General features: G+C 68.4%; 24 protein-coding genes. 14 read left to right on the top strand and 10 right to left on the bottom strand.

Going from position 1 to position 23,096, the window contains the following annotated elements:
* The coding region (locus VF612_RS17275) for a hypothetical protein (protein WP_408661093.1) at positions 1-1,294 on the bottom strand (1,294 nt) is incomplete at its 3' end.
* A 17-nt stretch (positions 1,295-1,311) separates the two neighbouring features.
* Positions 1,312-1,479: a hypothetical protein gene (locus tag VF612_RS17270; protein WP_408661092.1), complete on the bottom strand. Its 168-nt coding sequence runs from the start codon at positions 1,477-1,479 to the stop codon at positions 1,312-1,314.
* Positions 1,480-2,137: 658 nt separating this feature from the next.
* Between VF612_RS17270 and dnaB the strand changes: the two genes are divergently transcribed.
* Entirely contained in the window at positions 2,138-3,568 is a 1,431-nt protein-coding gene (gene dnaB, locus VF612_RS17265; RefSeq protein WP_408661091.1) for a replicative DNA helicase, read from the top strand.
* Between the two features lie 66 nt (positions 3,569-3,634).
* Here dnaB and VF612_RS17260 read toward each other — a convergent pair whose 3' ends face one another.
* The 3 genes from VF612_RS17260 to VF612_RS17250 all read right to left on the bottom strand — a co-directional run bounded on the left by VF612_RS17260 (position 3,635) and on the right by VF612_RS17250 (position 6,423).
* Entirely contained in the window at positions 3,635-5,356 is a 1,722-nt protein-coding gene (locus tag VF612_RS17260; RefSeq protein WP_408661090.1) for an ATP-dependent nuclease, read from the bottom strand.
* A 207-nt stretch (positions 5,357-5,563) separates the two neighbouring features.
* A complete protein-coding gene (locus tag VF612_RS17255; RefSeq protein ID WP_408661089.1) occupies positions 5,564-6,148 on the bottom strand; it encodes a GNAT family N-acetyltransferase in 585 nt (194 codons plus the stop codon).
* Positions 6,149-6,159: 11 nt separating this feature from the next.
* Entirely contained in the window at positions 6,160-6,423 is a 264-nt protein-coding gene (locus VF612_RS17250; protein WP_408661088.1) for a DUF1778 domain-containing protein, read from the bottom strand.
* A gap of 211 nt (positions 6,424-6,634) precedes the next feature.
* On the opposite strand from VF612_RS17250, the gene VF612_RS17245 reads away from it, so the two are divergent.
* A complete protein-coding gene (locus tag VF612_RS17245) occupies positions 6,635-7,282 on the top strand; it encodes a nitroreductase family protein (protein ID WP_408661087.1) in 648 nt (215 codons plus the stop codon).
* Between the two features lie 10 nt (positions 7,283-7,292).
* The gene (locus VF612_RS17240; protein WP_408661086.1) at positions 7,293-7,871 is read left to right on the top strand and encodes a GNAT family N-acetyltransferase; all 579 of its coding nucleotides are present in this window, start codon (positions 7,293-7,295) and stop codon (positions 7,869-7,871) included.
* 370 nt (positions 7,872-8,241) lie between these two features.
* Here the strand turns inward: VF612_RS17240 and VF612_RS17235 are convergent, their stop codons facing one another.
* Entirely contained in the window at positions 8,242-8,799 is a 558-nt protein-coding gene (locus VF612_RS17235; protein ID WP_408661085.1) for a GNAT family N-acetyltransferase, read from the bottom strand.
* 41 nt (positions 8,800-8,840) lie between these two features.
* Between VF612_RS17235 and VF612_RS17230 the strand changes: the two genes are divergently transcribed.
* The 9 genes from VF612_RS17230 to VF612_RS17190 all read left to right on the top strand — a co-directional run bounded on the left by VF612_RS17230 (position 8,841) and on the right by VF612_RS17190 (position 16,308).
* The gene (locus VF612_RS17230) at positions 8,841-9,302 is read left to right on the top strand and encodes a hypothetical protein (protein WP_408661084.1); all 462 of its coding nucleotides are present in this window, start codon (positions 8,841-8,843) and stop codon (positions 9,300-9,302) included.
* A 99-nt stretch (positions 9,303-9,401) separates the two neighbouring features.
* Positions 9,402-10,157, top strand: coding sequence for an ANTAR domain-containing protein (locus VF612_RS17225; RefSeq protein WP_408661083.1), 756 nt, complete (start codon positions 9,402-9,404; stop codon positions 10,155-10,157).
* A gap of 58 nt (positions 10,158-10,215) precedes the next feature.
* A complete protein-coding gene (locus tag VF612_RS17220) occupies positions 10,216-10,749 on the top strand; it encodes a GNAT family N-acetyltransferase (RefSeq protein WP_408661082.1) in 534 nt (177 codons plus the stop codon).
* A gap of 123 nt (positions 10,750-10,872) precedes the next feature.
* A complete protein-coding gene (locus VF612_RS17215; RefSeq protein ID WP_408661081.1) occupies positions 10,873-11,856 on the top strand; it encodes a phosphotransferase family protein in 984 nt (327 codons plus the stop codon).
* Between the two features lie 12 nt (positions 11,857-11,868).
* The gene (locus tag VF612_RS17210) at positions 11,869-12,627 is read left to right on the top strand and encodes a cyclase family protein (protein WP_408661080.1); all 759 of its coding nucleotides are present in this window, start codon (positions 11,869-11,871) and stop codon (positions 12,625-12,627) included.
* Between the two features lie 68 nt (positions 12,628-12,695).
* On the top strand, positions 12,696-13,121 hold the full coding sequence (locus tag VF612_RS17205) for an HIT family protein (RefSeq protein WP_408661079.1): 426 nt from the start codon (positions 12,696-12,698) through the stop codon (positions 13,119-13,121).
* Positions 13,105-13,425, top strand: coding sequence for a hypothetical protein (locus VF612_RS17200; RefSeq protein ID WP_408661078.1), 321 nt, complete (start codon positions 13,105-13,107; stop codon positions 13,423-13,425). Before VF612_RS17205 ends, VF612_RS17200 begins: the two co-directional genes overlap by 17 nt.
* Positions 13,426-13,596: 171 nt before the next feature.
* Positions 13,597-13,827, top strand: coding sequence for a hypothetical protein (locus VF612_RS17195; RefSeq protein WP_408661077.1), 231 nt, complete (start codon positions 13,597-13,599; stop codon positions 13,825-13,827).
* 612 nt (positions 13,828-14,439) lie between these two features.
* Positions 14,440-16,308: a DNA/RNA helicase domain-containing protein gene (locus VF612_RS17190; RefSeq protein WP_408661076.1), complete on the top strand. Its 1,869-nt coding sequence runs from the start codon at positions 14,440-14,442 to the stop codon at positions 16,306-16,308.
* A gap of 32 nt (positions 16,309-16,340) precedes the next feature.
* On the opposite strand, the gene VF612_RS17185 is transcribed toward VF612_RS17190, so the two are convergent.
* Positions 16,341-17,276, bottom strand: a complete 936-nt coding sequence (locus VF612_RS17185; protein ID WP_408661094.1) for a DUF389 domain-containing protein — start codon at positions 17,274-17,276, stop codon at positions 16,341-16,343.
* A gap of 92 nt (positions 17,277-17,368) precedes the next feature.
* On the opposite strand from VF612_RS17185, the gene VF612_RS17180 reads away from it, so the two are divergent.
* Positions 17,369-19,030 (top strand): alpha-amylase family protein, encoded by a 1,662-nt coding sequence (locus VF612_RS17180; RefSeq protein WP_408661075.1) that lies wholly within the window; start codon positions 17,369-17,371, stop codon positions 19,028-19,030.
* Between the two features lie 53 nt (positions 19,031-19,083).
* On the opposite strand, the gene wrbA is transcribed toward VF612_RS17180, so the two are convergent.
* A complete protein-coding gene (gene wrbA / locus VF612_RS17175) occupies positions 19,084-19,710 on the bottom strand; it encodes an NAD(P)H:quinone oxidoreductase (protein ID WP_408661074.1) in 627 nt (208 codons plus the stop codon).
* A 115-nt stretch (positions 19,711-19,825) separates the two neighbouring features.
* Between wrbA and VF612_RS17170 the strand changes: the two genes are divergently transcribed.
* On the top strand, positions 19,826-20,335 hold the full coding sequence (locus VF612_RS17170; protein WP_408661073.1) for a MarR family winged helix-turn-helix transcriptional regulator: 510 nt from the start codon (positions 19,826-19,828) through the stop codon (positions 20,333-20,335).
* A 58-nt stretch (positions 20,336-20,393) separates the two neighbouring features.
* Here VF612_RS17170 and VF612_RS17165 read toward each other — a convergent pair whose 3' ends face one another.
* Positions 20,394-21,464, bottom strand: coding sequence for an ABC transporter ATP-binding protein (locus VF612_RS17165; protein ID WP_408661072.1), 1,071 nt, complete (start codon positions 21,462-21,464; stop codon positions 20,394-20,396).
* Positions 21,461-23,092, bottom strand: coding sequence for an ABC transporter permease (locus VF612_RS17160; protein WP_408661071.1), 1,632 nt, complete (start codon positions 23,090-23,092; stop codon positions 21,461-21,463). Before VF612_RS17160 ends, VF612_RS17165 begins: the two co-directional genes overlap by 4 nt.
* Positions 23,093-23,096: the final 4 nt, after the last annotated feature.

The following is a 23,096-nucleotide window of genomic DNA, read 5'->3' as shown; positions in this document are numbered from 1 at the left end:
CCAGCACGTAGCCGACGATCAGCTCGTCGGAGGAGTCCTCCACCATGGCCGACCAGAGCTCATGCCCGTCGATCGCCCGCAGCCACCCGGTGGCCTCGGCCTCCAGGCCCTGGACGGTGTCGCGCTGGACGGCGCCGCTGCCCACCAGCCGGGCGGCGTTCGTCCGCACCGCCGACTGCAGCGGGGACGGCTCGTCGGCGGGCAGCGAGCCCAGGGCGTAGGTCAACCCGGTGATGATGGCGGCGGCGTCGGTCAGGCCCTCGTCGCCCCAGCTGACCAGGCTGAGCACCGGCGCCGGCCACACCGGCAGCCCGTCGTAGATCGCCACCTCGATGTCCTGGGGACCGGCGGTCTCGGTCTGTGCCTCACTCGTCCGGGCGGAGCCGGAGCCGGCGGCCTCGACCCGGTCCTCCTCCAGCAGCTGCAGGCCCGCCACGATGGAGGCCGACAGCCCCCGGTCCAGCGAGGACAGCCAGCGGTAGATGGCCTCTGCCAGGGTCGCGACGGCGTTCAGGGCGCCGGCGGCCTCGTCCGGGACGAGGGGACCGCGCGCCGTGAGGACGTGCTTCCAGTTGTCGGCGTGACCGAAGGCGACATCGGTGTCGACATGCCTGAGGATCGCGCGGTTGGCCTCGGGCAGCAGCAGGCCGGAGGAGACCAGCATGTCGTGCCAGCCGGCGACCGCGTCCGCCTCGGTGGAGGAGTACTCCATGAAACCCGAGCACATCGCCGCGTTCAGGCCGCTGCCATAGGCCAGGGTCCGGGTCGCGTGCAGCCATTCCATGGTGGCCGGCAGCGGCCGGACGGCGGGCAGCAGGTCCCGGCGGCAGCCGATCGCCTGCAGCGCGTCGGCGAAGAACTTGGCGTGATCCCACTCCTCCAGCAGGTGCCGCGACAGCAGCAGGTTGACCGGTCCGAGACCGATCTGCCGGGCGATGCTCGGCGACATCCGCGCCGAGGCGGCCGCCAGGTAGTGCCGGGTTTCGAGCAGGTAGGCGTGCAGGGCGTTCCGGTCCCCCGACCGGATACGCCCCCACACCGGATGTCCGTACACGAATTCCGAGGCGGCCGCGTACTGCTCGCTCATCAGGACGATCATGACGTCCGGCTCGATCACCGGCCCGAGGAAGCCCACGTCCAGGCTTGCCTCGATCTTCGTCCAGAGTGAGGAGGGTATGTCGGCCATCGGCAGCTCGAAGCGGTCGAGCAGGATAACGCTGGAGCTGCCGTCCCGGGTGTGGGCCAGGAACGGATTGGCCCGGTTGACCTCGGTTCGAAGGTACGGCTTGGTCACGAACGGGCCTGGCGCCGCTACTCGACGATGGCTGCCCGAAGCTGGCGCGCCGCGAGTTCGGTGCGCTCGACGATGGCCTCGAGAACCGAGATGTCCTCGCGCTCGAGCCTGCCAGCCTTGAGGTTGGCCCTCACCTGGGACAGCCGGTCGTCGTTGAGCTGCTCGTCGTTGAGTCGCTCGTCCATTAAATCCTCCTGGGATCAGCGGTGCTGGGCTATCGGCAGTTCGCACCCTAGACCCCTGTGAGGGGTGTCACAACTCGCGCTGCGGCCAGCGGGAATAGGCCCGCCATGGCCGACCTGTCGCATGCTGCCGACACTGATCGGTTGCCCAAGATTCATCGAGCGGTAGGCGCGGTTCGGCCTCGCTGGCGTACGACCTCGACGAGCCGTCTGCCGCTGACCCGGCTGTCGAGCGGCAGGAGCGAGTCGTCCAAGGCGTGGGATTCGAGTTTACGTTCCCTGTGGATATGTGGTACGGGTCGTGAGCGGAGCGTTACCTACTGACCACGGTTCGGCCCAGTAGTAAACCGGACGCTCACAGTTGCTGGAGCGCTCACCTTCTTCGGAATTACTTTTCGTCCACAGGGTGAGCACAACGCAGCCCAGCATTTACCGGCCCTGCAGTGCTGTCATCAGACTTATTCACAGCTCTGTCCCCAGGTCGTGAACAATGCCGCGCGGCGTTGCCCACACCGTGCTCCACAGGTGTGTGCACAGGTGGGATTGCCCCGCCGGGACGGTAGCCCTAACGTCGGCGCGGACTTGACGCGGACCGCGTGACAGGGCGAGCCGAATCGAAAGAAATTCGAAAACTGTCGTACCGCGGTAGTACCAAGAGCCCATGGCTGAACCGCTGCCCGACGATCAGCAGACGATTGGTTACGGTGTGACTTCAGGCCCAGGGCTGCGCGCGATCGATTCGGAGACCTCCGGTCCAAGGTTCGACCGCACCCCACCGCAGGACCTCGAGGCCGAGCAGTCCGTGCTGGGCGGCATGCTGCTGTCCAAGGACGCGATCGCCGACGTGGTCGAGGTGCTGCGTGGCAGCGACTTCTACCGGCCGGCCCACCAGCTGATCTACGACAGCATCCTGGACCTGTACGGCCGTGGCGAGCCTGCCGACGCGGTCACCGTCGCCGCCGAGCTGACCCGCACCGGCTCGATCGGGCGGGTCGGCGGCCACCCCTATCTGCACACCTTGATCTCCGGAGTGCCGACGGCTGCCAACGCCGGCTACTACGCCGAGATCGTCGCCGAGCGCTCGATCCTGCGCCGTCTGGTCGAGGCGGGCACCCGGATCGTCCAGATGGGCTATGGAGCGGCCAGCGGCGAGGGGATGACCGGCAGCGTCGACGACGTGGTGGACCGGGCCCAGGCCGAGATCTACGAGGTCACCGAGCGGCGCGCCAGCGAGGACTACGTCCGGATCGAGGACCTGCTCGAAGGCACCCTGGACGAGATGGACCGGATGACCTCCAACGGCGGGGTGGGCACCGGCATCCGGACCGGGTTCGAGCACCTGGACGAGATCACCCACGGGCTGCACCCGGGGCAGATGATCGTGGTGGCCGGGCGGCCGGGTTCGGGCAAGTCGACGCTGGCGATGGACTTCGCCCGGTCGGCGGCGATCAAGCAGCACGCCGCGACGGTGATCTTCTCGCTGGAGATGTCCAAGCAGGACATCATGATGCGGCTGTTCTCGGCCGAGGCGCGGGTCAAGCTCAACGACATCCGGTCGGGACGGATGACTGATGAGGACTGGCGCAAGATCGCGCTGCGGTCCTCCGAGCTCGCCGAGGCGCCGCTGTTCATCGACGACTCGCCGAACCTGACGATGATGGAGATCCGGGCCAAGTCCCGCCGGCTCAAGCAGCGCCACGACCTGAAGCTGATCGTGATCGACTACATGCAGTTGATGACCTCGGGCAAGCGGGTGGAGTCGCGGCAGCAGGAGGTGTCGGAGTTCTCCCGGGCGATGAAGCTGATCGCCAAGGAGCTGGAGGTGCCGGTGGTGGCGCTGTCCCAGCTCAACCGTGGCCCGGAGCAGCGGACCGACAAGAAGCCGATGCTGTCGGACCTGCGCGAGTCCGGCTCCATCGAGCAGGACGCCGACGTGGTGCTGCTGGTGCACCGGGAGGACATGTACGAGCGGGAGTCACCGCGGGCCGGCGAGGCGGACATCATCATCGCCAAGCACCGCAACGGGCCCACCGGGCAGGCGACGGTGGCGTTCCAGGGCCACCTGTCCCGCTTCGTGGACATGCCCTCGTAACTAAACGCCTCCCGATGGTCTTATATGACCGCGCCCTCCACCATAGGGAGGCGACGGTTGCTCAGACTAGAGCATGTTCTCTATGCGCTCCAGCGCAAAGATTAGTTCCGAGTCTAGGTCTCTGCGACGAGCCGCCCTAGCTAGTGCCCTGATGCTGACCGCTTTCCTTCCCGTCGCCTGAAGCTCGTCACATATGCCGGCCAGTAGCTGCTTGGGAGGAAGGACTTTATATCGGTAGTCTGGGCTTGACCAGTTACCGTCAAAGTCCTTTTTCACCTGCGCAGTTACTGTGGCATGATGCTGCGATCCACCCCCTTTTTCTTGAATGGCTTCAGCCACAAGACGAGAGAAGGTTATCGTTTCAAGACGGACCGTGACCTTCTGAAAGATATCAACTATCTCGTCTAATGGTTCCTTGGTAGCTCGAGTGACAAGGGGCACCGTCACTAGATAACTTTCAATCTCCTTACGCCGCCAAATGTGTGCTGCGAGGCCAATAGCGCACATCCGGGACTCAAGGTCAACCACTTGCTGGTCGGACCGGTAATCACGGTCAAGCAACACTGCAGTTTCTACGCTGCCCTTCAGGAGGTCCTTTACAAACCACTCGAAGGCGGCAAGATGTTCCCACATGGAGAACCCACCGAGATCTATAAATGAGACCCCAGACTCACGTGCCAGTTTGGTAAGGCCAAGCTGCCCGAACAATGGGCGCAGAATCTGCAAATCATCGCCCTCTACGAAGACTACAACCTTAGACCTGAGGGCTTTTGCGAGACGCAAATTGAATTGCGTACCGATAAGCGAGCCAATACGCTGTTCAAGTTCGACCGTCTTGGCACGGACACCCCGACTTTGACGTTTATCAATTAAAATCACGTCAGCAGGATTGGTTTCTCCGATAACCTCGGCAGAATGTGTGGCCATAATTATCTGCTTACCAGAGCCTTCCAGAATACGAACAAGTCGTCTCTGAAGGTCTGGGTGCAGGTATACCTCTGGCTCGTCGAGGATTACCGTGTCCAACTCTCGGATTCGAAATAGATGGAACAGGATTTGAAGCCAGATTTGAATCCCATCACCAGCCCACACGAGCTCCTTCGGAACACGGCTCTTAGGCTCGTTATAGAATAAGTCGATACAGATTCCTTGATCCGTGATGCGAGTCGTCACACGCTCAAATTCAACCTCTTCCGTCCATTCGCTGGCATACGCATAAAATTCCGCGGCAACGCTGCCTTGGCCCAGCAGGTACAGGTTGTTGCGAAGGTGTCGACTCGCTAAGCGAGTATTAACACTCGCCCGCACATATCGCTCCTTGAGCAGCGTTTCCGTGTGTTCCACCGGAGTCAGAACGGGAATAACTCCTAGGAGTGGAAATGCTGATCGAGTCAAGGAAACGGATTTGGGCTGCATCCCGGAAAGATTCTCTAGATAGAAAAACGGCTCGCTATCCTCGTCCAAAGGCGGCCAGACGGCGGTCAATTTAGCGCTTGAACTCCATACGACTTCGAGACGGGTCTCCTGATCCCCATAGAAATCGAAATGGATACTATCCGCAAGCGCAGGAAATTCCGATAGATTGATAGCATATGCGAGTACTCGCCTTTCGCCGTCCGCAACACTGAATTCCGAGTTTCGACTATGAGCCACTCTGAGCAAGGTCTCCACAAGCCGAAGCGCCGTTAGGATCGTCGACTTTCCGGCATTATTCGGACCTAATAGATAGTTATGAGGGGCAAAGTTTAGCTGGAACGATTCGAAACCACGAAAGTTGCTTAGACGCATTGATTTGAGCACTTTACCTACACTTTCGAACATCAGAGTCCGGACTTGGGGGTCAACGATGACATCAAGTGATGCCCTGACGTCGGAGCCGCGCGGACGGTATTACTACGGGTATGCCACCCTGCCGTCGGGCGGGCGACCAAGAGAGGAAAGCGGCTCCATGTCGGCACGCGGCGCTCATCACGGCCTTGAATACATGCCCCTCCATTAGATCGGCTTGGCCTCGGCGCGCCTAGCTTTGGGGTCACGCAACGACTTTTGCTCACCAAATCGGAGACCAGTGCCATTCTCGCCAGCGTGAAGATCAGCGGCGATGCTCCTCAAGCGCCGTAACAAACGAACAGGTTCAGTCGCCGGTATCCGGGTGAACCCGTATTTCTCGTAGAACCCGGCCGCGCTCTCGTCGATCGCATCGACCACCACGAAGCGCGATGCGACTATCTCGCCAACTCGCACGCACCGGGTCAGGGCGTCGACTAACAGCTCGCTGCCCAAGCCCTGGCCGTGCAGGCTGACATCCAGTGCGAGCTTGGCAAGCAGGATGGCCGGCACCTCGGCAGGTAGCGAGTGCGCCTGCTTCTTCGACAAGCTGTCGCGGTGCAGAGCGTGACCGGTGAGCGTGTAGTAGCCGACTACCTCGCCATCGCCGGCGTGCCACACGAACGTACGTCCGGTGTCTTGAAGCTGTCCCCGCCCGGCGGACATGCGCAGCCAGCGGTCCAGCGGCTCCTTGCCGCTGTCGAACGAGGTAAGGACGTGAGAGTCGTTGAGCGGCTCGGAGATGAAGTCCACGGTAGCTACGGCTAGACCTGCTTCACGCGGCGTGGGCGACGTGCGACCGCGCGCAAGGGTTCGTTAGGAGTGACGGGTTCATCGAGTGCTGCGATCAACTGGTCGAAGTAGTCCTCCGGGACAACGGTGTGTGAGGCGAGCACCTCATCCGCTCGGGCGACCGCAGCGGAGATAACGAAGTCGGTCAGGGACTGATCGGTCGCCGCGGCTGCGGCCCGGAGCCGGTGCTCAGTATCCGGTCGAACCCGAAAGTTGAGGCGAGCAGCGGTTGTCATGACCTTCTCCTAGCGTATGTACTTCGTACGTACAGACCACCATATTGTCTTCGGGCACCCCACGCAAGCGCGATAGCTCAGCGAGTGGCCTGCGGTCACAGGCATAGGTCTCGACAAACGGGAGGGGAGGAGCCTGCCAAAAGGGAGGGTAGGACACGTACAAAAGGGAGGGTAGAGCACGTAGAGTCCCCGGCTTTGCCAGAATGCAGCCATGGCCTTCACCATCCCGCTGAACCCGGACGAGCTGCTCACCACTACGAGAACGGTGCGCAAGCGGCTGGACCTCACCCGCCCGGTCCCGAAGCAGCTGATCCGCGAGTGCCTGGAAGTGGCGCTGCAGGCGCCCTCCGGCTCCAACCGGCAACACTGGCACTGGATCGTGGTGACCGATGCCGGCCAGCGCCGCGCCGTCGGCGAGGTCTACCGCCGCTCCACCGAGCAGTACCTTGCCTCCGAAGGCGCGGCCGGCAAGCTGTTCGCCGACGATCCGGCCAGGGCACCCATACAACAGCGGGTGGGAGACAGCGTGGCCTACCTGGCCGAGCACATGGCCGACGTGCCGGTGCTGGTGTTGCCCTGCTTGCAGGTGGAGGAGCTGCCCGCCGGCAACCAGGCCGGCCTCTGGGGATCGCTGCATCCCGCCATCTGGAGCTTCATGCTGGCAGCCCGGGCCCGTGGGCTCGGCACCGCCTGGACCACTCTGCACCTGCGCTACGAGGACGAGGTCGCGGCGATCCTCGGCCTGCCGGCCGGCATCCGCCAGGCCGCCCTGATCCCGACCGCGTACTACACCGGCACCGACTTCCGCCCAGCCGCCCGGCAGCCACTCGACGAGGTCCTGCACTGGGATCGTTGGTGATCGCTCGCCGATGACCAGCCAGGCAACGCTGCACACCTCCCGGCTCACCCTCATCCCGCTGGCCGAGGAGCACCTGGACTACGAGGTCGAGCTGGACTCCGACCCGGAGGTGATGCGCTATCTGGGCAATGGCAAGCCCCGCAGCCGGGCCGAGGTGGAGCGTTATCACCGCAACCGGCTGGCCGCCGCCAAGCCAGTGCCGGGTCTCGGCTTCTGGGTGGGCTTCGAGAACGACCGGTTCGTCGGCTGGTGGATCCTGGAACCGCCGCAGCGTGCCGACCAGGGGCCGGTGGAAGGCCAGGCCGAGCTCGGCTACCGGCTGCTGCGGCGGTACTGGCGGCGGGGCCTGGCCAGCGAAGGCGCCCGCGAGCTGCTCCGGCACGGCTTCGAAGACCTGCACCTGCACCGGATCTTCGCCGAGACGATGGCCGTCAACGAAGCCTCACGGGCGACCATGACCTCGATCGGGTTGCGGCATGTGCGCACCTTCCACGCCGACTGGGACGAGCCGATCCCCGGCGCCGAGCACGGCGAGGTCGAGTACGCGATCACCCGCGAACAATGGCTGGATCACCACGGCGCTCGGTAACCGGGCCGCCCGGGCGGCTCCGAGCGCGACGCCGACCCCGACGCCGGCCAGGATGCCGGTCAGCGCGCCCAGGCCGCTGACCCGGTTGGCACGGGTTTCCTCGTTCCCGGGGATGTTCAGGTGGCTGCGGGACGACAGCTCCTCGACCGTCTGCTCCGGGGTGCTGCTGGCCGGCCGCCCCCGTAGCACCATGTCGAGGTAGGTGGTGGCGTTGAGCGCGGTCGTTCCCGCCGCGCCCGCGGCCGCGCCGGCCAGCAGTCCGGTGGTCAGCTTCATGGTCCCTCACAGATGAAGTCAGGACGGCCGCGGCGATGCAAGGGCCGCGTCCCGAAAGGAGGCCTGCTGACTGCCCAGCCACCCGACCGTACCGCTAGCCGGGTGGGCGGGCTGTCGAGTACCCGTACACCTGTTCGAGGGTGGCGCCCCGCAGCACCTTGGCGTGGGTGGTCCCCACCCCGAGATCCAGCACCTCGCCGCCCTGCTCGGCCAGCTGCCGGACCGGCTCGTAGAAGCAGGCGAGCGCGTAGGCGTGCACCCGGTCCGGAAAGTCGTCCCGCAGGCCTGCCTCGAACACCTCATGGCGCCGACCGCACTGCTGGGTCAGCGCGACCGCCACCAGCCGCCCGCCGGCCCGGACCAGGATCGCACGCACCGCTCCGCAAGCCGCACGGGCCCAGTGCTGCACCCGCAGCTGCACCAGGCGCGGCGGCTCGGGCAGCCCGTGCCGCACCTTCAGCTCCGAGATGAGGTCGCACGCCCCAGCGGCGAAGGCCTCGTCCAGCTCGACGACACTGACGTCGAGGCCGAGGCGGTCGATCGTGCGCAGCTCCCGCCGGATCATCGCCCGGCGGCTGCCCGATTGGGCTTGCAGGTACTGCTCGAAATCTGCGAACGGCCCGGTTAGCTGAGCACGCTCGGTCAGCGGCACGGCCGCTGCCAGCGGCGCCGCTGGAGCCGTTCGGGAACACCGTGCTGCGAGCCGCCGGGGACGCGCCGGAGGTGGTGGTCAGCGACAGCGACCTGGTCGTGGCGGACGGCGCGCTGGAGCGGTTTCTCGCCATCGCAAGCCGCAATGCCGGCGAAACGGACCTGACGCTCGCGCTGACCACCGACCCCTGGGACATCGGTCCGCGCACCATCTGGTGGTCGGCCACCGCAGCCGGGCCGCGGGTGGATCGCGGCCTCGCCCATCCGCAGGCTCGCCTCGCCGGCCTCTACTGCCTCCGTGGCCCGGCCCTGGCCGTCCTGCGCCGCTACCGTTCGGCCGGTGGGGTGAGTTTCGCCGAGTTCCTGGCCACCTTCCCCCGGTCCAGGATCGATGGCATCGACGTGGGGTTCGCCTTCGACTGCAACGACCCCGGCCAGCTGGCGGCAGCGCGCGCCCGGGTCACCGGTGCTCACCAGGCGCCTCGAGGCAAGCACGCAGGGTAGCTTTTACATTGTTCTAATGTAAGAATGGCGCTGCCCCAAACCGTGGCGGCCTTCACGCAGACCTTGTGGACGAACGCTCGGTCGGGTGGAAGGCGAGCCATGAGCGATGAGCAGCAGCGCGACAGGGGCGGCCGCGGCCTGCCGTCCAGCGACAACACCGGGGCGGCTGCGGGCAAGGATGAGCTGGCGAAGCGGCTGAGCGAGCTCGCCCGGACGCTCGATGCCAGGCAGAGCCTGGAGGACACCTTGAAGCAGATCGTGCAGGCCGCGGTCGGCACGGTGCCGGGCACCGAGTACGCCAGCATCTCCCGGGTGCTGCGCAGCGGGGAGGGCAAGACCCTCGCGGCCACCGGGGAGCTGGCCCGGGCGGTCGATCACGCGCAGCACGCCACCGGGCAAGGACCGTGCCTGGACAGCCTCTACCACGAGCAGACGGTGCGCCTGTCGGACATGACCACCGAGCGGCGCTGGCCCAGGTTCATCCTGCGTGCCCGGGAGCTCGGGGTGGGCAGCATGCTGGCGGTGCAGCTGTTCGTCCAAGCCGACGGGCTGGGGGCGTTGAACCTGCACAGCAGGCAGCCGTACGCCTTCGACGACTACTCCGAGCATGTGGCGTTGCTGTTCGCCACGCATGCGGCGGTCGCGATGTCCAGCGAGCAGAGCAAGGAGGATCTGCGCACCGCGGTCAGCACCCGGGAGCTGATCGGCCAGGCCCAGGGGATCCTGATGGAGCGATTCAAGATCACCGACGATCTGGCGTTCCGGCTGCTCGTCCGGGCCAGCCAGGACACCAACCGCAAGCTCCGCGACATCGCCGAGGAGCTGACCTCGACGGGTCAGCTGCCGGGCGCCTGACCGCCGGGCGTTGGGTACGCTGGCGGGCACTGTGACCGGGTGCCGTGCTGGCTCCGCCGTGACCGGCGGCGAGCTTCTCATCAGGGACGTCCGCGCGGCGGATGCGCCGGCCTGCGCGGCGATCTACGCCCCGTACGTCACCGATACCGCGGTCACGTTCGAAATCGACCCGCCCACGCCCGCGGAGATGGCCCAGCGCATCGCCGATGCGCAGCGCAGCCATGCCTGGCTGGTGCTCGAGGACGGTGGCCGGGTGGTCGGCTACGCCTACGGCGGCCCGTTCAACGCGCGACCGGGCTACCGGTGGTCCTGCCTGGTCAGCGTCTACCTCGAACGGGGCCGGCGCCGTACCGGCGGTGGCCGGGCGCTGTACGAGGCGCTGTTCAGCCGGCTCGCGGAGCGGGGCTATCGCACCCTCGTCGCCGCCATGACGCTGCCCAACGAGGCAAGCGAGGGCCTGCACCGGGCGCTGGGTTTCGAGCCGGTCGGAACCTACCGGGGGATCGGCTACAAGCACGGCCGCTGGCACGACGTCGGCTGGGCCCAGCGGAGCATCGGCGGCGCCGGGGACCCGCCTGCCGAGCCGCGCTGAGCCGGTCCGGGCCGGCTCTGAGCGGTCCACGGTATCGGCTGGTGCTGAGCGTCCACGCGCTGGACGGCTGGGCGAAGCTGGCTTTTCGCGAGCGCCAGCTCGGCGACGTCGAAAGGAGGACAGGTGGAGTTCCGGCCGATCGAGCGCGCGCCCGACGCCTTCCAGCAGTCGGTGACCGCCGGGCAGATCCAGGCGATGTGCCGTCGCGCGTTCGGCGCCGGCGTCCGGGTCGGCTCGGCCACCGAGCTCGGGCTGGGCGCCTACAACAGCACCTACCGGGTGGAGCTGGCGGGCCACCGGCCGGTCATCCTGCGGGTCGCGCCGGAGCCGGGCCGGCAGTTTCGCATCGAGCACGCGCTGATGCGCAACGAGCACGCCACCGTCCCCTTCCTCGCGGGCCTGGCCGAATTGCTGCCGGGCACCCTAGCGGTGGACTTCACCCACCAGGTGATCGGCCGCGACTACCTGGTGCAGACCCTGCTCGACGGCGTCCCCGCGCCGGACGGCCTCAGCCGGTACCCGCGGCCGGCCTGGGCGTCGTTCTTCGGCCAGCTCGGCGGGATCGCCCGCGCCGTGCACGACGTCACCGGCGACCGGTTCGGCATGGTGGCCGGCCCCGGCTACGACACCTGGAGCCAGGCGCTGATCGGGTACTTCGAGGACGCGGCGGCCGACCTGCAGGACGCCGGCCTGGACGCGGGGGATGCCCGCCGGCTGGCCGAGGCCGCCGCAAGGCACCGGGACGTGCTCGATGAGATCAGCCGGCCGCGGCTGCTGCACGGGGACTTGTGGACGGTCAACCTGCTGATCGACGCCGACGCCCCGGAGCCCCGGATCACCGGCGTGGTCGACTGCGACCGGGGCTGGTGGGGCGACCCGCTGGCGGACTGGACGATCCACCGGGCCCGCCAGCGGCACGGCGCGGAGCACCGGGCGTTCTTCGACAGCTACGGCCCGCTGCCGGACGGCCCCCACGACCGGCTCCGGGCGGCGTTCTACCTGGCCCGTCACCTGCTCGCCATCCTGCTGGAGCGGTTCCGGCTGGGCGAACGGGAGCTTACGGACACCTATGCCGACGTCCGTGCGGTGCTCGTCGAACTCGCGTGATTGGCTTGCCCCATGCCAGCACCCCAGGACCCGGCGCCGCAGGACCCGGCGCCGCAGTCCCGCGGCGGCCCGAGCGACACCCCCGTCCCGGCCGGCGCCGGCCGCCGGTGGGTCGAGCTGAGCCACGTCATCAGCGATGGCATGGTCACCTATCCGGGCATCCCGGCGCCGCAGATCACGCCGCACCTGACCCACGAAGCGTCCCGGCAGGTGTACGCGCCGGGGACCGAGTTCGCGCTGGACCGGATCAGCATGATCGGCAACACCGGCACCTACCTGGACAGCCCCTACCACCGCTATGCCGACGGCGTGGACCTCGCGGGCCTGCCGCTGACCGCGCTGGCCGACCTGCCGGCGGTGGTCGTCCGGACCACCGGCAGCACCGGCCGGGCCGTCGACGTCAGGGCGCTGGCAGCGCTCGAGGTCCGCGGCTGTGCGGTGCTGCTGCACACCGGCGGCGACCGGCACTGGGGCATGCCCGACTACGCCAAGGACGCCCCGTACCTCACCGAGGCGGGTGCGGACTGGCTGGTCGCGCACGGCGCCCGGCTGGTCGGGATCGACTCGGTCAACATCGACGACACCAGCGACGGCGCCCGGCCGGCCCATTCGATCCTGCTGGCGGCTGGCATCCCGATCGTGGAGCACCTCACCGGACTGGAGCAGCTGCCGCCCACCGGCGCGCGGTTCACCGCCGCCCCGCCCCGCGTCGCGGGGTTCGGGACGTTTCCGGTCCGCGCCTATGCCTCGGTGCCGGCGGAGGCGTCCTAGCGGGGTTCCTCGGGCCGGACGGTATAACCTCGCGTGCGATGCGGGCGACCTGGCGCACAATGCGCCTCATGTCCTGCGTGTTCTGCGAGCTGGTGAGCACCGGCGAGGCGCGGTGGGTGGCCCAGGAACCTGCCGCGGTCGCGTTCGCGCCACTGCCGGCTGACGAGTTCGCGCCCGGTCACACGCTGGTCGTGCCCCGCAGGCACTCCGTCGGGCTCCATGACGCGGACGAGAGCGACGTCGTCGCGGTGGCCGTGCTGGTGCGGCGGATCAGCCGGGCGATGATCAGCGCGCTCGATGCCACCGGCGTGGTGGTGCTCAATGCCAGCGGGCCGAACTCCGGGCAGACCGTGGCGCACCTGCATGTCCACGTCGTTCCGCGCTGGGACGAGAACGAGGAGACGCTGCCGTGGCTGCGGCAGCGCTCGACCAGGACCCTTCCTGCGCCGGCGCACCAGCTGCTGGCCGCCGAGCTGCGTGCGGTTACCTCTTAGCTGGTCGCACACGCTGGCCACCGCGACCGACGACACCGCGGTCGTCCTGGTGGCGCTGCGCCGGCTGATGGAGGCCAATGGCGGGCTGATCCGCGAGCAGGGCATCACCTTGATCGGGGTGACGCTGGCCAACCTCGACAACGCCGACGCGGTGCAGCTGGAGCTGCCGTTGGAGCGCCGCGGCCTGCACAACCTCGATTCGGTGGTGGACCGGGCCCGGGACCGGTACGGCAGCTCGGCGATCACCCGCGGGGTGCTGCTGAACGTCGATCCCGGGCTGACCGTGCCGCTGCTGCCGGACTAGTTTTCGCAGCCGATCCCGTCGCCGTCACGGTCCAGGTCGTAGGGATCGCTGCCACTCACATACACCGGACCGTCGACATAGCGAGGCCCGTTGCCCTCCCCGCTGGCGCAATCGACGTCCGGACCGGGCGGGATGCAGGGGCTGTAGCCGGGCTCGCAGGAAGGAGCCCGGTTGGCTGCCGAGCGCGATGCCGCCGCTGAGCGTGACGCGGCCGCGGAGCGCGAGGCCGCCGCTGACCGCGACGCAGCCGCCGAGCGCGATGCTGCGGCCGATCGGGAGGCTACGGCTGATCTGGAGGCCTGGGCCGAGCGTGACGCGGCGGCCGAGCTGCTTGTAGCAGCGGCTCGGGATGCAGCCGCTGAGCGGGAGGCGACGGCTGCTGCGCTGGAGGCGGCGGACTGAGAAGCAGCGGCCACCCGGGACGCATCAGCCGCGGCCGCAGCCTGCTCGGACGCGAGTGCCGACCGGCTCGCCGCCGCGGCTGCCTCAGCCCTCGCCGCGCTGCTGGCAGCCACGGCGGGCGAGGCCGAACTCGTCGCCGGCGACAGCAACCTGTCAGGCGCCGTCTGAGGCGAGGACTTCTGATCGGGGAGCCCCGCGACGAGCAGCACGAAGGCACCCAGCGCGCTCAGTATCCAGAATCGGCGCGACCGCCGGCCAGCCCACGCCTTGATACCTGAACGATTCACTCCACAGTCCTCACTTGATTAGTTAACAACAATTTAATATATCCGGTGCAGAAGCTGGCATGGGGTAGTCGCCGAATTCTTTATTGAGCCTTGAGGAACCGAGGATTCAACCGGCGACGGCTGCAGTCGGTTGCCGCGGCCAAGCGCGGCCAGCAGGAGGATGGCTACCGTGCGGCGTCCCAGCCATATTCGAGCGACCCCACGCGGCGGCGGCTACCATCAATGCCGCGGCCCGACGGGCTAGTGCCTGGAAGCCAGACGGTTTCCCAGCGCTTGGACGCCCCCACCCGCACGACTCGATTCGTGCTGCCTGGGGACATCCACCTTGACGCTCCGCTACTCGGCTGACGTGTTCGCACGTGTTGCCGCTACGGACTCCGTCGTGGAGAGGTTGTTCGAGCAAATCCTCTATCAAGCAGGTCACCGGGCATCGCCGGCAGAGATGCGGTCTTGGCAGAGAAGCCTTCCCGTCCTCGCGCAAGATCTGGTGGATGCCGGCCTCGGCAACGTCGAGGTGATCGTCGAGTATCAGTTGCCGTTGACGTCACAGCGAGCCGACGTCGTCCTGGCCGGCGTGCATCCCGTAACGGGTCGCTCTTCCTACGTGGTCGTGGAGCTGAAGCAGTGGTCGTCGGCCAGGCGGTGGGAAGCCGACCCGAATCTGGTCGAGGTGGACGGCCAGCCGGGTGGCCCTAAGAACCATCCCGTCCGGCAGGTTCGCAACTACTGCACACATGTCATCGACTTCGCACGAACCCTGCATGGCGACGAGGACGCTGTGGCGGGCGTTGCCTACCTGCACAACGCCGTTGACCCGCAGGCAGTTTCCGAGCTGTTCGACTTCCGACCCGACCTGCATGGCCAGTTGTTCACCGGCGCGGACCGGGGAAGGTTTCACGACTTCCTGCGCAGCAGGTTGGACCCCGCGGTTCCTGGAGCCGCATACGCCGATGAGCTCCTCCGGTCAGCGGTGGCACCGTCACGCCAACTCCTCACGGTCGCGGCCGAGGAGGTTCAGCACCGTGAGCAGTTCAAGTTGCAGGGCAATCAGCAACTCGCTGTGGATCTCGTCATGCATGAGGTGGCCAGGGCTCAGCGGGCCGACAGCAAGGCGGTCATCATCGTCTCGGGCGGTCCCGGAAGCGGCAAGAGCGTTATCGCTCTCTCCTTGCTGGGTGAGCTTGCCCGCCAGGGTAGAACCGTTCTGCATGCGACAGGATCGCGTTCGTTCACTCAGACACTGCGAAAGGTTGCCGGGAACCGGGCGCCACGCGTACAGAAGATGTTCAAGTACTTCAACCAGTTCATGGACGCCGAGCGCAATGGCCTCGACGTGCTGATCCTGGACGAGGCGCACCGCATTCGAGAGACCTCCGTCAACCGCTACACCACCGCCCAGTACCGCACCGGCCGGCCGCAACTGGATGAGTTGATGAGCGCGGCGCGAGTGCCGGTCTTCCTGCTGGACGAGAACCAGGTCGTGCGTCCGGGCGAAATGGGTGCGGTCGAATCCATTCGCGCCTATGCCGAAGCGCAGGGGTTGCGGGTGCATCACGTCCCACTTCCTGAACAGTTCCGGTGCGGGGGGAGCGCCTCTTACATCAGGTGGGTAGAGCGACTGCTGGGGCTGAGCGCTGAAGGTCCCAGCACGTGGCAGAACAACGAGCGTTTCGAGGTGCGCGTCGCGGACTCGCCCCTCGAGCTGGAACAACTGCTGCTGACCAAGGAAGCCGACGGCTACACCGCACGAATGTCGGCCGGTTATTGCTGGCCGTGGAGCGATCCACGTCCGGACGGGACCCTCGTGCCCGATGTCGCCATTGGCGACTGGGCACGTCCGTGGAATCTCAAAGGTGATCGGCGGGTCGGCGCTGCGCCGCCAGCCGCGCTCTGGGCCAGTGACCCTGGCGGGATCGGGCAGGTCGGGTGCGTCTACACAGCTCAAGGATTTGAATACGACTGGAACGGCGTCATCATCGGAGATGACCTGCTCTGGCGCCACGGATCGTTCGTGAGCAACCGGTCCGCGAACCGGGACCCTGACTTCCGGAGCGCAAGGACCGTCAGCGATCAGCAGTTCGACGGCCTCGTCCGCAACGTCTACAAGGTTCTGTTCACCCGCGGCATGGTCGGGACAGTCATCTACTCGACGGATGCCGAGACCAGGGATGCCCTCCGTCGCCTGGTGCGCTAAGGACTACGAGCAAGCCGCCAGACGCCTCGAAATCAGCCGGTGGCAGCCACGGCTGCGGTCCGGCGCCAGAGCCGGCGCTGCACGATCAGGGTGATGATGCCGGCAAGGGTCATGCCGGCCAGGTTCAGCAGCAACTGGGTCAGTGACCCCATGATCTGCCGGGAGTCCCAGACCGACATCGACAGCGCCAGGTCACCGGCGGCCGGGACGGTGGTCACCGAGATGAAGACGCCCACCAGCGCGTTCGAGCGGCCGGCGGTCTGCGACAGCACCCCGGCGCAGCCGGCGATCACCGCGACCACGGCCGACCAGCGGTCCGGACGCCAGATGAACCCGGTCAGCGGCCGGTCGGCGCTGACCGAGGACGGGTGCACCCAGCCCACTGCCCGGGCTGCCAGCGCGCACGCCAGCGCGATGCCGATCGCGAGCAGGAAGCCCTTGACCAGCAGCGCCAGGGCCCGGCGGCTCAGCCTGGGCCGGCGCAGCGCTATCCCGAGGGCCAGCGCTGTCACCACGCCGAACTCGGGCCCTACCACCATCGCCCCGACCACCAGGACGGCCGAGTCGGTGACCACCGCGATCGAGGCCAGGATCACGGCGATGGTCAGGAAGGCGTAGTAGGACCAGGACCCGCCGACCTGGGTATCGGCCTGGTCGAGCACCGCGTCCCACACCACGGCGTCCTCCGGTGAGCCGGGCGCCGCCTCCTCGGCCGCGTGCGCGTTCGCCGACGGGGCCGCCTCGATCGCCGACAGCGTCACCCCGCCGTCGACGAGCAGCCCTGCCTGCCGCAGCCCGGCCAGCACATCGGTGACCGCCTCCCGGGCCGCGTCGCACAGCACCAGATCACCGCTCGGACGCACCGCGGCCCCGGCCATCAGCACCACGTTCGTGACCCGGAAATCGCGATCCAGAGCGCTCAGGACGGCAGCGGACTGCTCGGCCGGCACGATCAGGCGCAGGTGCATCACAGCTGGCATCGTGCCATCGCCCGGGTCGAGCCGCTGCCGCAGTGGGCGCCGGTTCGGTACAGTCCACCCACCCGCGGAGAGGACTGCCGGTGTCAGAGCGCTGGTACAAGGAAGCGGTTCTCTACTGCATCGACGTCGACACCTACCAGGACTCCAACGGCGACGGCTGCGGGGACCTGCCCGGCCTGATCAGCCGGCTGGACTACCTGGCCCGCCTCGGCGTGACCTGCCTGTGGCTGAACCCGATCCATCCCTCGCCGCAGCACGACGGCGGCTACGACGTCACCGACTACTACGGGATCGACCCGCGGCTGGGCACCCTCGGCGACTTCGTCGAGCTCGCCACCCAGGCCCGCTCGCGCGGCATCCGGCTGCTGCTGGACCTGGTGGTCAACCACACCTCCGACCAGCACCCGTGGTTCCGGTCCGCGCGCAGCGACCCGAGCTCCCCGTACCGCGATTGGTACGTCTGGAGCAAGGACGAGCCGCCGGACCGCCGCCAGGGCATCGTGTTCCCCGGCGAGCAGACCGAGACCTGGACCATGGACGACGAGGCCAAGCTCTGGTACTACCACCGCTTCTACGACTTCCAGCCCGACCTGAACTGGGCGAACCCCGCCGTCCGCGCCGAGATCAAGAGGGTGATGGGGTTCTGGGTGCAGCTGGGAGCCTCCGGCTTCCGGATCGACGCGGCGCCCTTCGTGATCGAGCAGATCAGCGCCGGCGTGGATCCCGGTCCCAAGGACTGGAGCATCCTCGACGACTGGCGCCAGGACGTGCAGTGGCGCAACGGCGAGGCCGTGCTGCTGTGCGAGGCCAACGTCGAGCCCGAGGACATTCCGAAGTACTGCGCGGCGAGCCCGGACGGGCCCAACGACCGTGCCCACCTGATGTTCGCCTTCGGCCTGAACGCCAAGCTGTGGCTGGCGCTGGCCCGCTGTGAGGCCGAGCCGCTGGTCGAGGCGCTCGGCGCCCAGCCCAAGCTGGCGGCGATGGCGCAGTGGGCCACCTTCCTGCGAAACCACGACGAGCTCGACCTCAGCAAGCTGACCGACGAGCAGCGCAGCGACGTGATGGCGGCCTTCGCGCCGAAGGCCGACATGCGCCTCTACGGCAGGGGCATCCGCCGCCGGCTGGCCTCGATGATGGGCGGCAACCGCGCGCGGATCCAGCTCGCCTACTCGCTGCAGTTCTCGATGCCGGGCACGCCGGTGCTGCGCTACGGCGAGGAGATCGGGATGGGCGAGGACCTGAAGCTGCCCGGCCGGGAGGCGATCCGCACGCCGATGCAGTGGGACGCCAGCCGGTCCGGCGGATTCTCCACCGCTGCCCCGGCCGACCTGCTGCGTCCGGTGCTGACGCGCGGCGACTTCTCGGCCAAGCGGGTGAACGTCGAGTCCCAGCGGCTGGACCGGCAGTCGCTGCTGCGCTGGTTCCAGGAGCTGATCAGCGTGCTGCGCGAGTGTCCCGAGATCGGGGTGGGAAAGGCGAGCGTGATCGACTGCCCACTGCCGCGCTCGGTGCTCGCGCACCGCTACGACGCCCCCGAGGGCGCGATCCTGCTGCTGCACAACCTCGCGGACTCCGCGGTGACCGTGGACCTGAGCGACGTCGACCTCGGGATCGGCAGGACCGGCAAGCAGCCCTACGAGGTCTTCGCCGACGACCGGTACGAGCCGCCGGCGAAGAACCTCGGGCACCTGGAGCTGAACGGTTTCGGCTACCGCTGGATCAGGCTGCGTCGCGGCTGACTCAGCCGGTGAGGGCCTGATCAGCCGGAGCTCGACTCAGGAGCGAGCTTGACTCAGCCGGCGAGCTGGGTCAGGCCGTTCTTGACCGCGCTCGCGATCCGGACCACCCGGCGGCCCTGGAACTGGCCGGCGTTGCGGGCGGCGTCATCGACCGGCAGGTCGCCCTGGCCGGCGACGTGGCTGGTGCCGTAGGGGTTGCCGTCGACGAACTTCACCGGGTCGGTGTAGCCGGGGGCGACCACGATCCCGCCGAAGTGGTGAATGGTGTTGTACAGCGCCAGCAGGGTGGACTCCTGGCCGCCGTGCGCCGTCGAGGTCGCGGTGAACCCGCTGTAGACCTTGTCGGCGAGCAGGCCCTGCGCCCACAACCCGCCCAGGGTGTCGAGGAACTGCTTGAGCTGCGAGGCGACGTTGCCGAACCGGGTCGGCGAGCCGAAGATCACCGCGTCGGCCCAGAGGATGTCCTCGGCGGTGGCCACCGGCACGTCCTGCGTCTGGGCGGCATGGGCGGCCCAGCCGGCGTTGGAGGCGATGGCCTCGTCGGGGGCCAGCTCGGCGACCTTGCGGAGCCGGACCTCGGCGCCGGCCTTCTCAGCGCCCTCGACGATGGACTGGGCGAGTTCGTAGACGGTGCCGGTGGAGGAGTAGTAGACGACGGCGACCTTGGTGACTTCGGACATCTGACTGCCTTTCGGTTGGCGTGCTCGGTGCAAGCGAGGCGAACACTCACTTGAACATTCAACTCAACCGTAAAAGTCCTCACTTGAATGGTCAAGTGAGACGTAGAATGGTGGGATGCCTCACAGCACACCTGAGACGACCGTGACGCGGGGGTCCGAACCGCGCTGGCTCAGCCCGGACGAGCTCGCCGCCTGGCGGACGTTCTCCCGGATGATGGCCAAGTTGCAGGGGGAGCTGGAGGCCCACCTGCAGCGCACCGCGTGCCTGAGCTATGTGGAGTACCACGCGCTGGCCATGCTGTCGGAGCGGGCGGATCACACCCTGCGGATGAGCGAGCTGGCCGACCTGACCAATGCCTCGCTGTCGCGGTTGTCGCACCTGGTGAAGCGGCTGGAGCTGCGCGGGCTGGTACGCCGGGAGCCCGATCCGGACAACGGCCGGTTCACCAATGCGATCCTCACCGAGCAGGGCTACGCGACGCTGGTGGCAGCCGCGCCGGCGCACGTGACCAAGGTCCGCGAGCTGGTGATCGACGCGGTCAGCCCGGCCCAGTTACGCCAGTTCGCAGCCGGCGCCGAGCGCATCATCGACCGGATCGACCGCTCGGCCGGCGGCTGTCCGTAGCGCACCGCTGTCCGTAGCCAGCGGCCAGGTTCAGCCGGGCCGGACCCAGCGGCCAGGTTCAGCCGTCGCCGGGGAACCAGCGCCCCGCGCCCCGCACCCGCAGCCCCACCTTGGCCCCGGCGTCGGGGGCGGCGGCGCCGGTGTGGCGCAGGCTGATCACGCTGGAGCCGGGTTCGTCCAGCCGGATCGTCAGCATGGTGTCGTGGCCGTAGTAGTCGACGTCCTCCACCACCCCGGCCACGGCCGGGTCCGCCTCGTCCGAGCCCGCCGGCGGCTCGGTCAGCTCGATCTGCTCCGGCCGCAGCAGCACCGTCCCGGCAGCGCCACCGGCCGGCGGGTGAGCCGCCTGGACGGGCACGCTGCCGAGCGCGCACTCGGCGACCGATCCCGCCAGCACCCCGGGAAGGGTGACGGCCTCGCCGACGAACGCGGCAGTGGTCAGGTCCAGCGGCGCCTCGTAGATCTCGCGGGGCGGGCCGATCTGGGTGAGCAGCCCGTCCCGCATCACACCCACCTGGTCGGCGAACGACAGCGCCTCGGACTGGTCGTGGGTGACCAGCAGGGTGGTCACGCCCTGCCCGGCCAGCACCTCGGCCACCGCGGCCCGGGTGCTGGTCCGCAACCCCGCGTCCAGCGCGCTGAACGGCTCGTCCAGCAGGATCAGCCCCGGCCGCGGCGCCAGCGCCCTGGCCAGCGACACCCGTTGCTGCTGGCCTCCGGACAGCTGATCGGGCCGGCGGCCGGCATAGTCGGGATCGAGGCTGACCAGCTCGAGCAGCTCGGTGATCCGCGCCCGGGACCGGCGCTCGGCGCGCGGCAGGCCGAAGCCGATGTTCTGCGCGACGGTCAGGTGCGGGAACAGCGCCCCGTCCTGGGCGACGTAGCCGAGCCCGCGCCGGTGGGGAGGCACCCAGACGCCGGCCCCGCACACCTGCCGGTCGTCGATGAACACCGAGCCCGGATCCGGGGACTCGAAACCGGCGATCACCCGCAACAGCGTGGTCTTGCCGCACCCGGACGGCCCGACGATCGCGGTGATGCTGCCGTCGGCTATATCGAGGTCGATTCCGCGCAGCACCGGCACCGGGCCGTAGGCGCTGTGCACCCCACGCACCGTCAGGGCGCTCACCGGCCGGCCATCCGGTGCGACTGGACCAGCAGGAACCAGGAGACCGGGATGGACAGCACGATCATCAGCAGCGCGTACGGCGCCGCCGCGGCGTAGTCGATGGCCGAGCTGAACGACCAGAACTGGGTCGCCAGCGTCCGGGTGCCGGTCGGGGCCAGCAGCAGGGTCGCGGTCAGCTCGGTGACCACCGCCATGAACACCAGCGCAGCGCCGGCAGCCACGGCCGGCGCGATCAGCGGCAGCGTCACCCGTCCGAACAGCCGCAGCGGCGAGCTGCCCAGCGCCTTGGCCGCCTCGTCCAGCTCGGGCGGGGCCTGCTCGATGCCGGCCCGCAGGCTGACCATCGCCCGGGGCAGGAACAGCAGCGCGTAGGCGACCACGATCAGCAGGGTGCTCTGGTAGATCGGCCGGGCGTACCGGATCGCCACGGTCACGAACGCCAGCGCGACGACGATGCCCGGCATCGCGCTGGCCAGGTAGGTGCACCGTTCCATCAGGGTGGAGCCCCAGCCGCGATGGCGCACCGCCAGCCAGGCCACCGGCAGCGCGATCGCGGTGGTGACGGCCGCGGCGTACAGCCCCAGGGTCAGCGTGCTGAGCAGCGCCGGCAGCAGCTCCGGCGCGGTCCAGAGGCCGGCGCCGCCGAGCTTGAGCCACCGTCCGACGCTCACGAACGGCACCCCGATCGCGATGCCGCAGACCGCCGCGGCAGCCAGCACCGCCAACGGGGCCGCCTTGCCCAACCGGACCCGCGGAGCCGGCCGGGCCGCTCCGGAGCCGAGCCGGGCATAGCGGCTGCGGCCGCGCAGCAGCACGTCCACGGTGATCAGCAGCAGGCACAGGCTCACCAGCACGGCCGCCAGCATGGTCGCGGCGGCGCCGTTGAAGGTGGACTGGTACTGCTCCATGATCGCGGTGGTGAAGGTGGAGTACCGGATCATCTGCAGCGCCCCGAACTCGGCCAGCAGGTGCAGCCCCACCAGCAGCGCGCCCCCCAGGACGGCGGTGCGCAGTTGGGGCAGCACGACCCGGACCAGCACCCCGAGGGGTGAGTGCCCCAGCGACCGGGCCGATTCCTCCAGCCCCGGATCCAGCCGCCGCAGCACCGCCGCGACCGGCAGGTACACGAACGGGAAGTACGCGAACGTGGTGATCAGGCTCGCCCCGCGCAGGCCCTCGATGGACGGGTACAGCGACACCCAGCCATAGCTGGTGACGAAGGCCGGTATCGCCAGCGGCACCGCGAACAGCACCGCCCACAGCCGGCGCAGCGGCAGGTCGGTGCGCTCGACCAGCCAGGCGGCCGCCACCCCGAGCAGCACGCTGGCGGTGACGGTGACGGCCACCAGCGCCGCGGTGTTCCGCAGCAACTCCCCGACCCGGGGGCGCACGACCAGCGCGTAGGCCTGGTCCCAGCCGGTGGCGACGGTCTGGACGAGGATGTAGCCCAGCGGCACCAGCGACAGCGCCGCGACGGCGACCGCGGCGGCCAGCAACCCCACCGGAGCCCGGCGGCCCCGGCCGCGAAGCCGTCCCCCCACCCTCGCCTCCGGGCCCTGCGCCGGCAGGCCGGGACGCTGGCCGGCGCCGGAGTACGGGGCGTCGGCCGGGGACAGGGCGGTGGACATCAGA

Source organism: Jatrophihabitans sp. (genome assembly GCF_036388195.1).
Classification (GTDB): domain Bacteria; phylum Actinomycetota; class Actinomycetes; order Mycobacteriales; family Jatrophihabitantaceae; genus Jatrophihabitans_A.
The sequence above is the reverse complement of the archived record's forward strand: the minus strand, read 5'-3'. Positions and strand labels throughout refer to the sequence as shown.

Coding starts and splice junctions, on each gene's coding strand:
- VF612_RS17245 (WP_408661087.1), top strand. CDS start 6,635: ATGGCCTTCACCATCCCGCTGAACCCGGACGAGCTGCTCACCACTACG.
- VF612_RS17260 (WP_408661090.1), bottom strand. CDS start 5,356: ATGCGTCTAAGCAACTTTCGTGGTTTCGAATCGTTCCAGCTAAACTTT.
- VF612_RS17185 (WP_408661094.1), bottom strand. CDS start 17,276: ATGCACCTGCGCCTGATCGTGCCGGCCGAGCAGTCCGCTGCCGTCCTG.
- VF612_RS17250 (WP_408661088.1), bottom strand. CDS start 6,423: ATGACAACCGCTGCTCGCCTCAACTTTCGGGTTCGACCGGATACTGAG.
- VF612_RS17240 (WP_408661086.1), top strand. CDS start 7,293: ATGACCAGCCAGGCAACGCTGCACACCTCCCGGCTCACCCTCATCCCG.
- VF612_RS17170 (WP_408661073.1), top strand. CDS start 19,826: ATGCCTCACAGCACACCTGAGACGACCGTGACGCGGGGGTCCGAACCG.
- VF612_RS17210 (WP_408661080.1), top strand. CDS start 11,869: ATGCCAGCACCCCAGGACCCGGCGCCGCAGGACCCGGCGCCGCAGTCC.
- VF612_RS17270 (WP_408661092.1), bottom strand. CDS start 1,479: ATGGACGAGCGACTCAACGACGAGCAGCTCAACGACGACCGGCTGTCC.
- VF612_RS17205 (WP_408661079.1), top strand. CDS start 12,696: ATGTCCTGCGTGTTCTGCGAGCTGGTGAGCACCGGCGAGGCGCGGTGG.
- VF612_RS17225 (WP_408661083.1), top strand. CDS start 9,402: ATGAGCGATGAGCAGCAGCGCGACAGGGGCGGCCGCGGCCTGCCGTCC.
- VF612_RS17160 (WP_408661071.1), bottom strand. CDS start 23,092: ATGTCCACCGCCCTGTCCCCGGCCGACGCCCCGTACTCCGGCGCCGGC.
- wrbA (WP_408661074.1), bottom strand. CDS start 19,710: ATGTCCGAAGTCACCAAGGTCGCCGTCGTCTACTACTCCTCCACCGGC.
- dnaB (WP_408661091.1), top strand. CDS start 2,138: ATGGCTGAACCGCTGCCCGACGATCAGCAGACGATTGGTTACGGTGTG.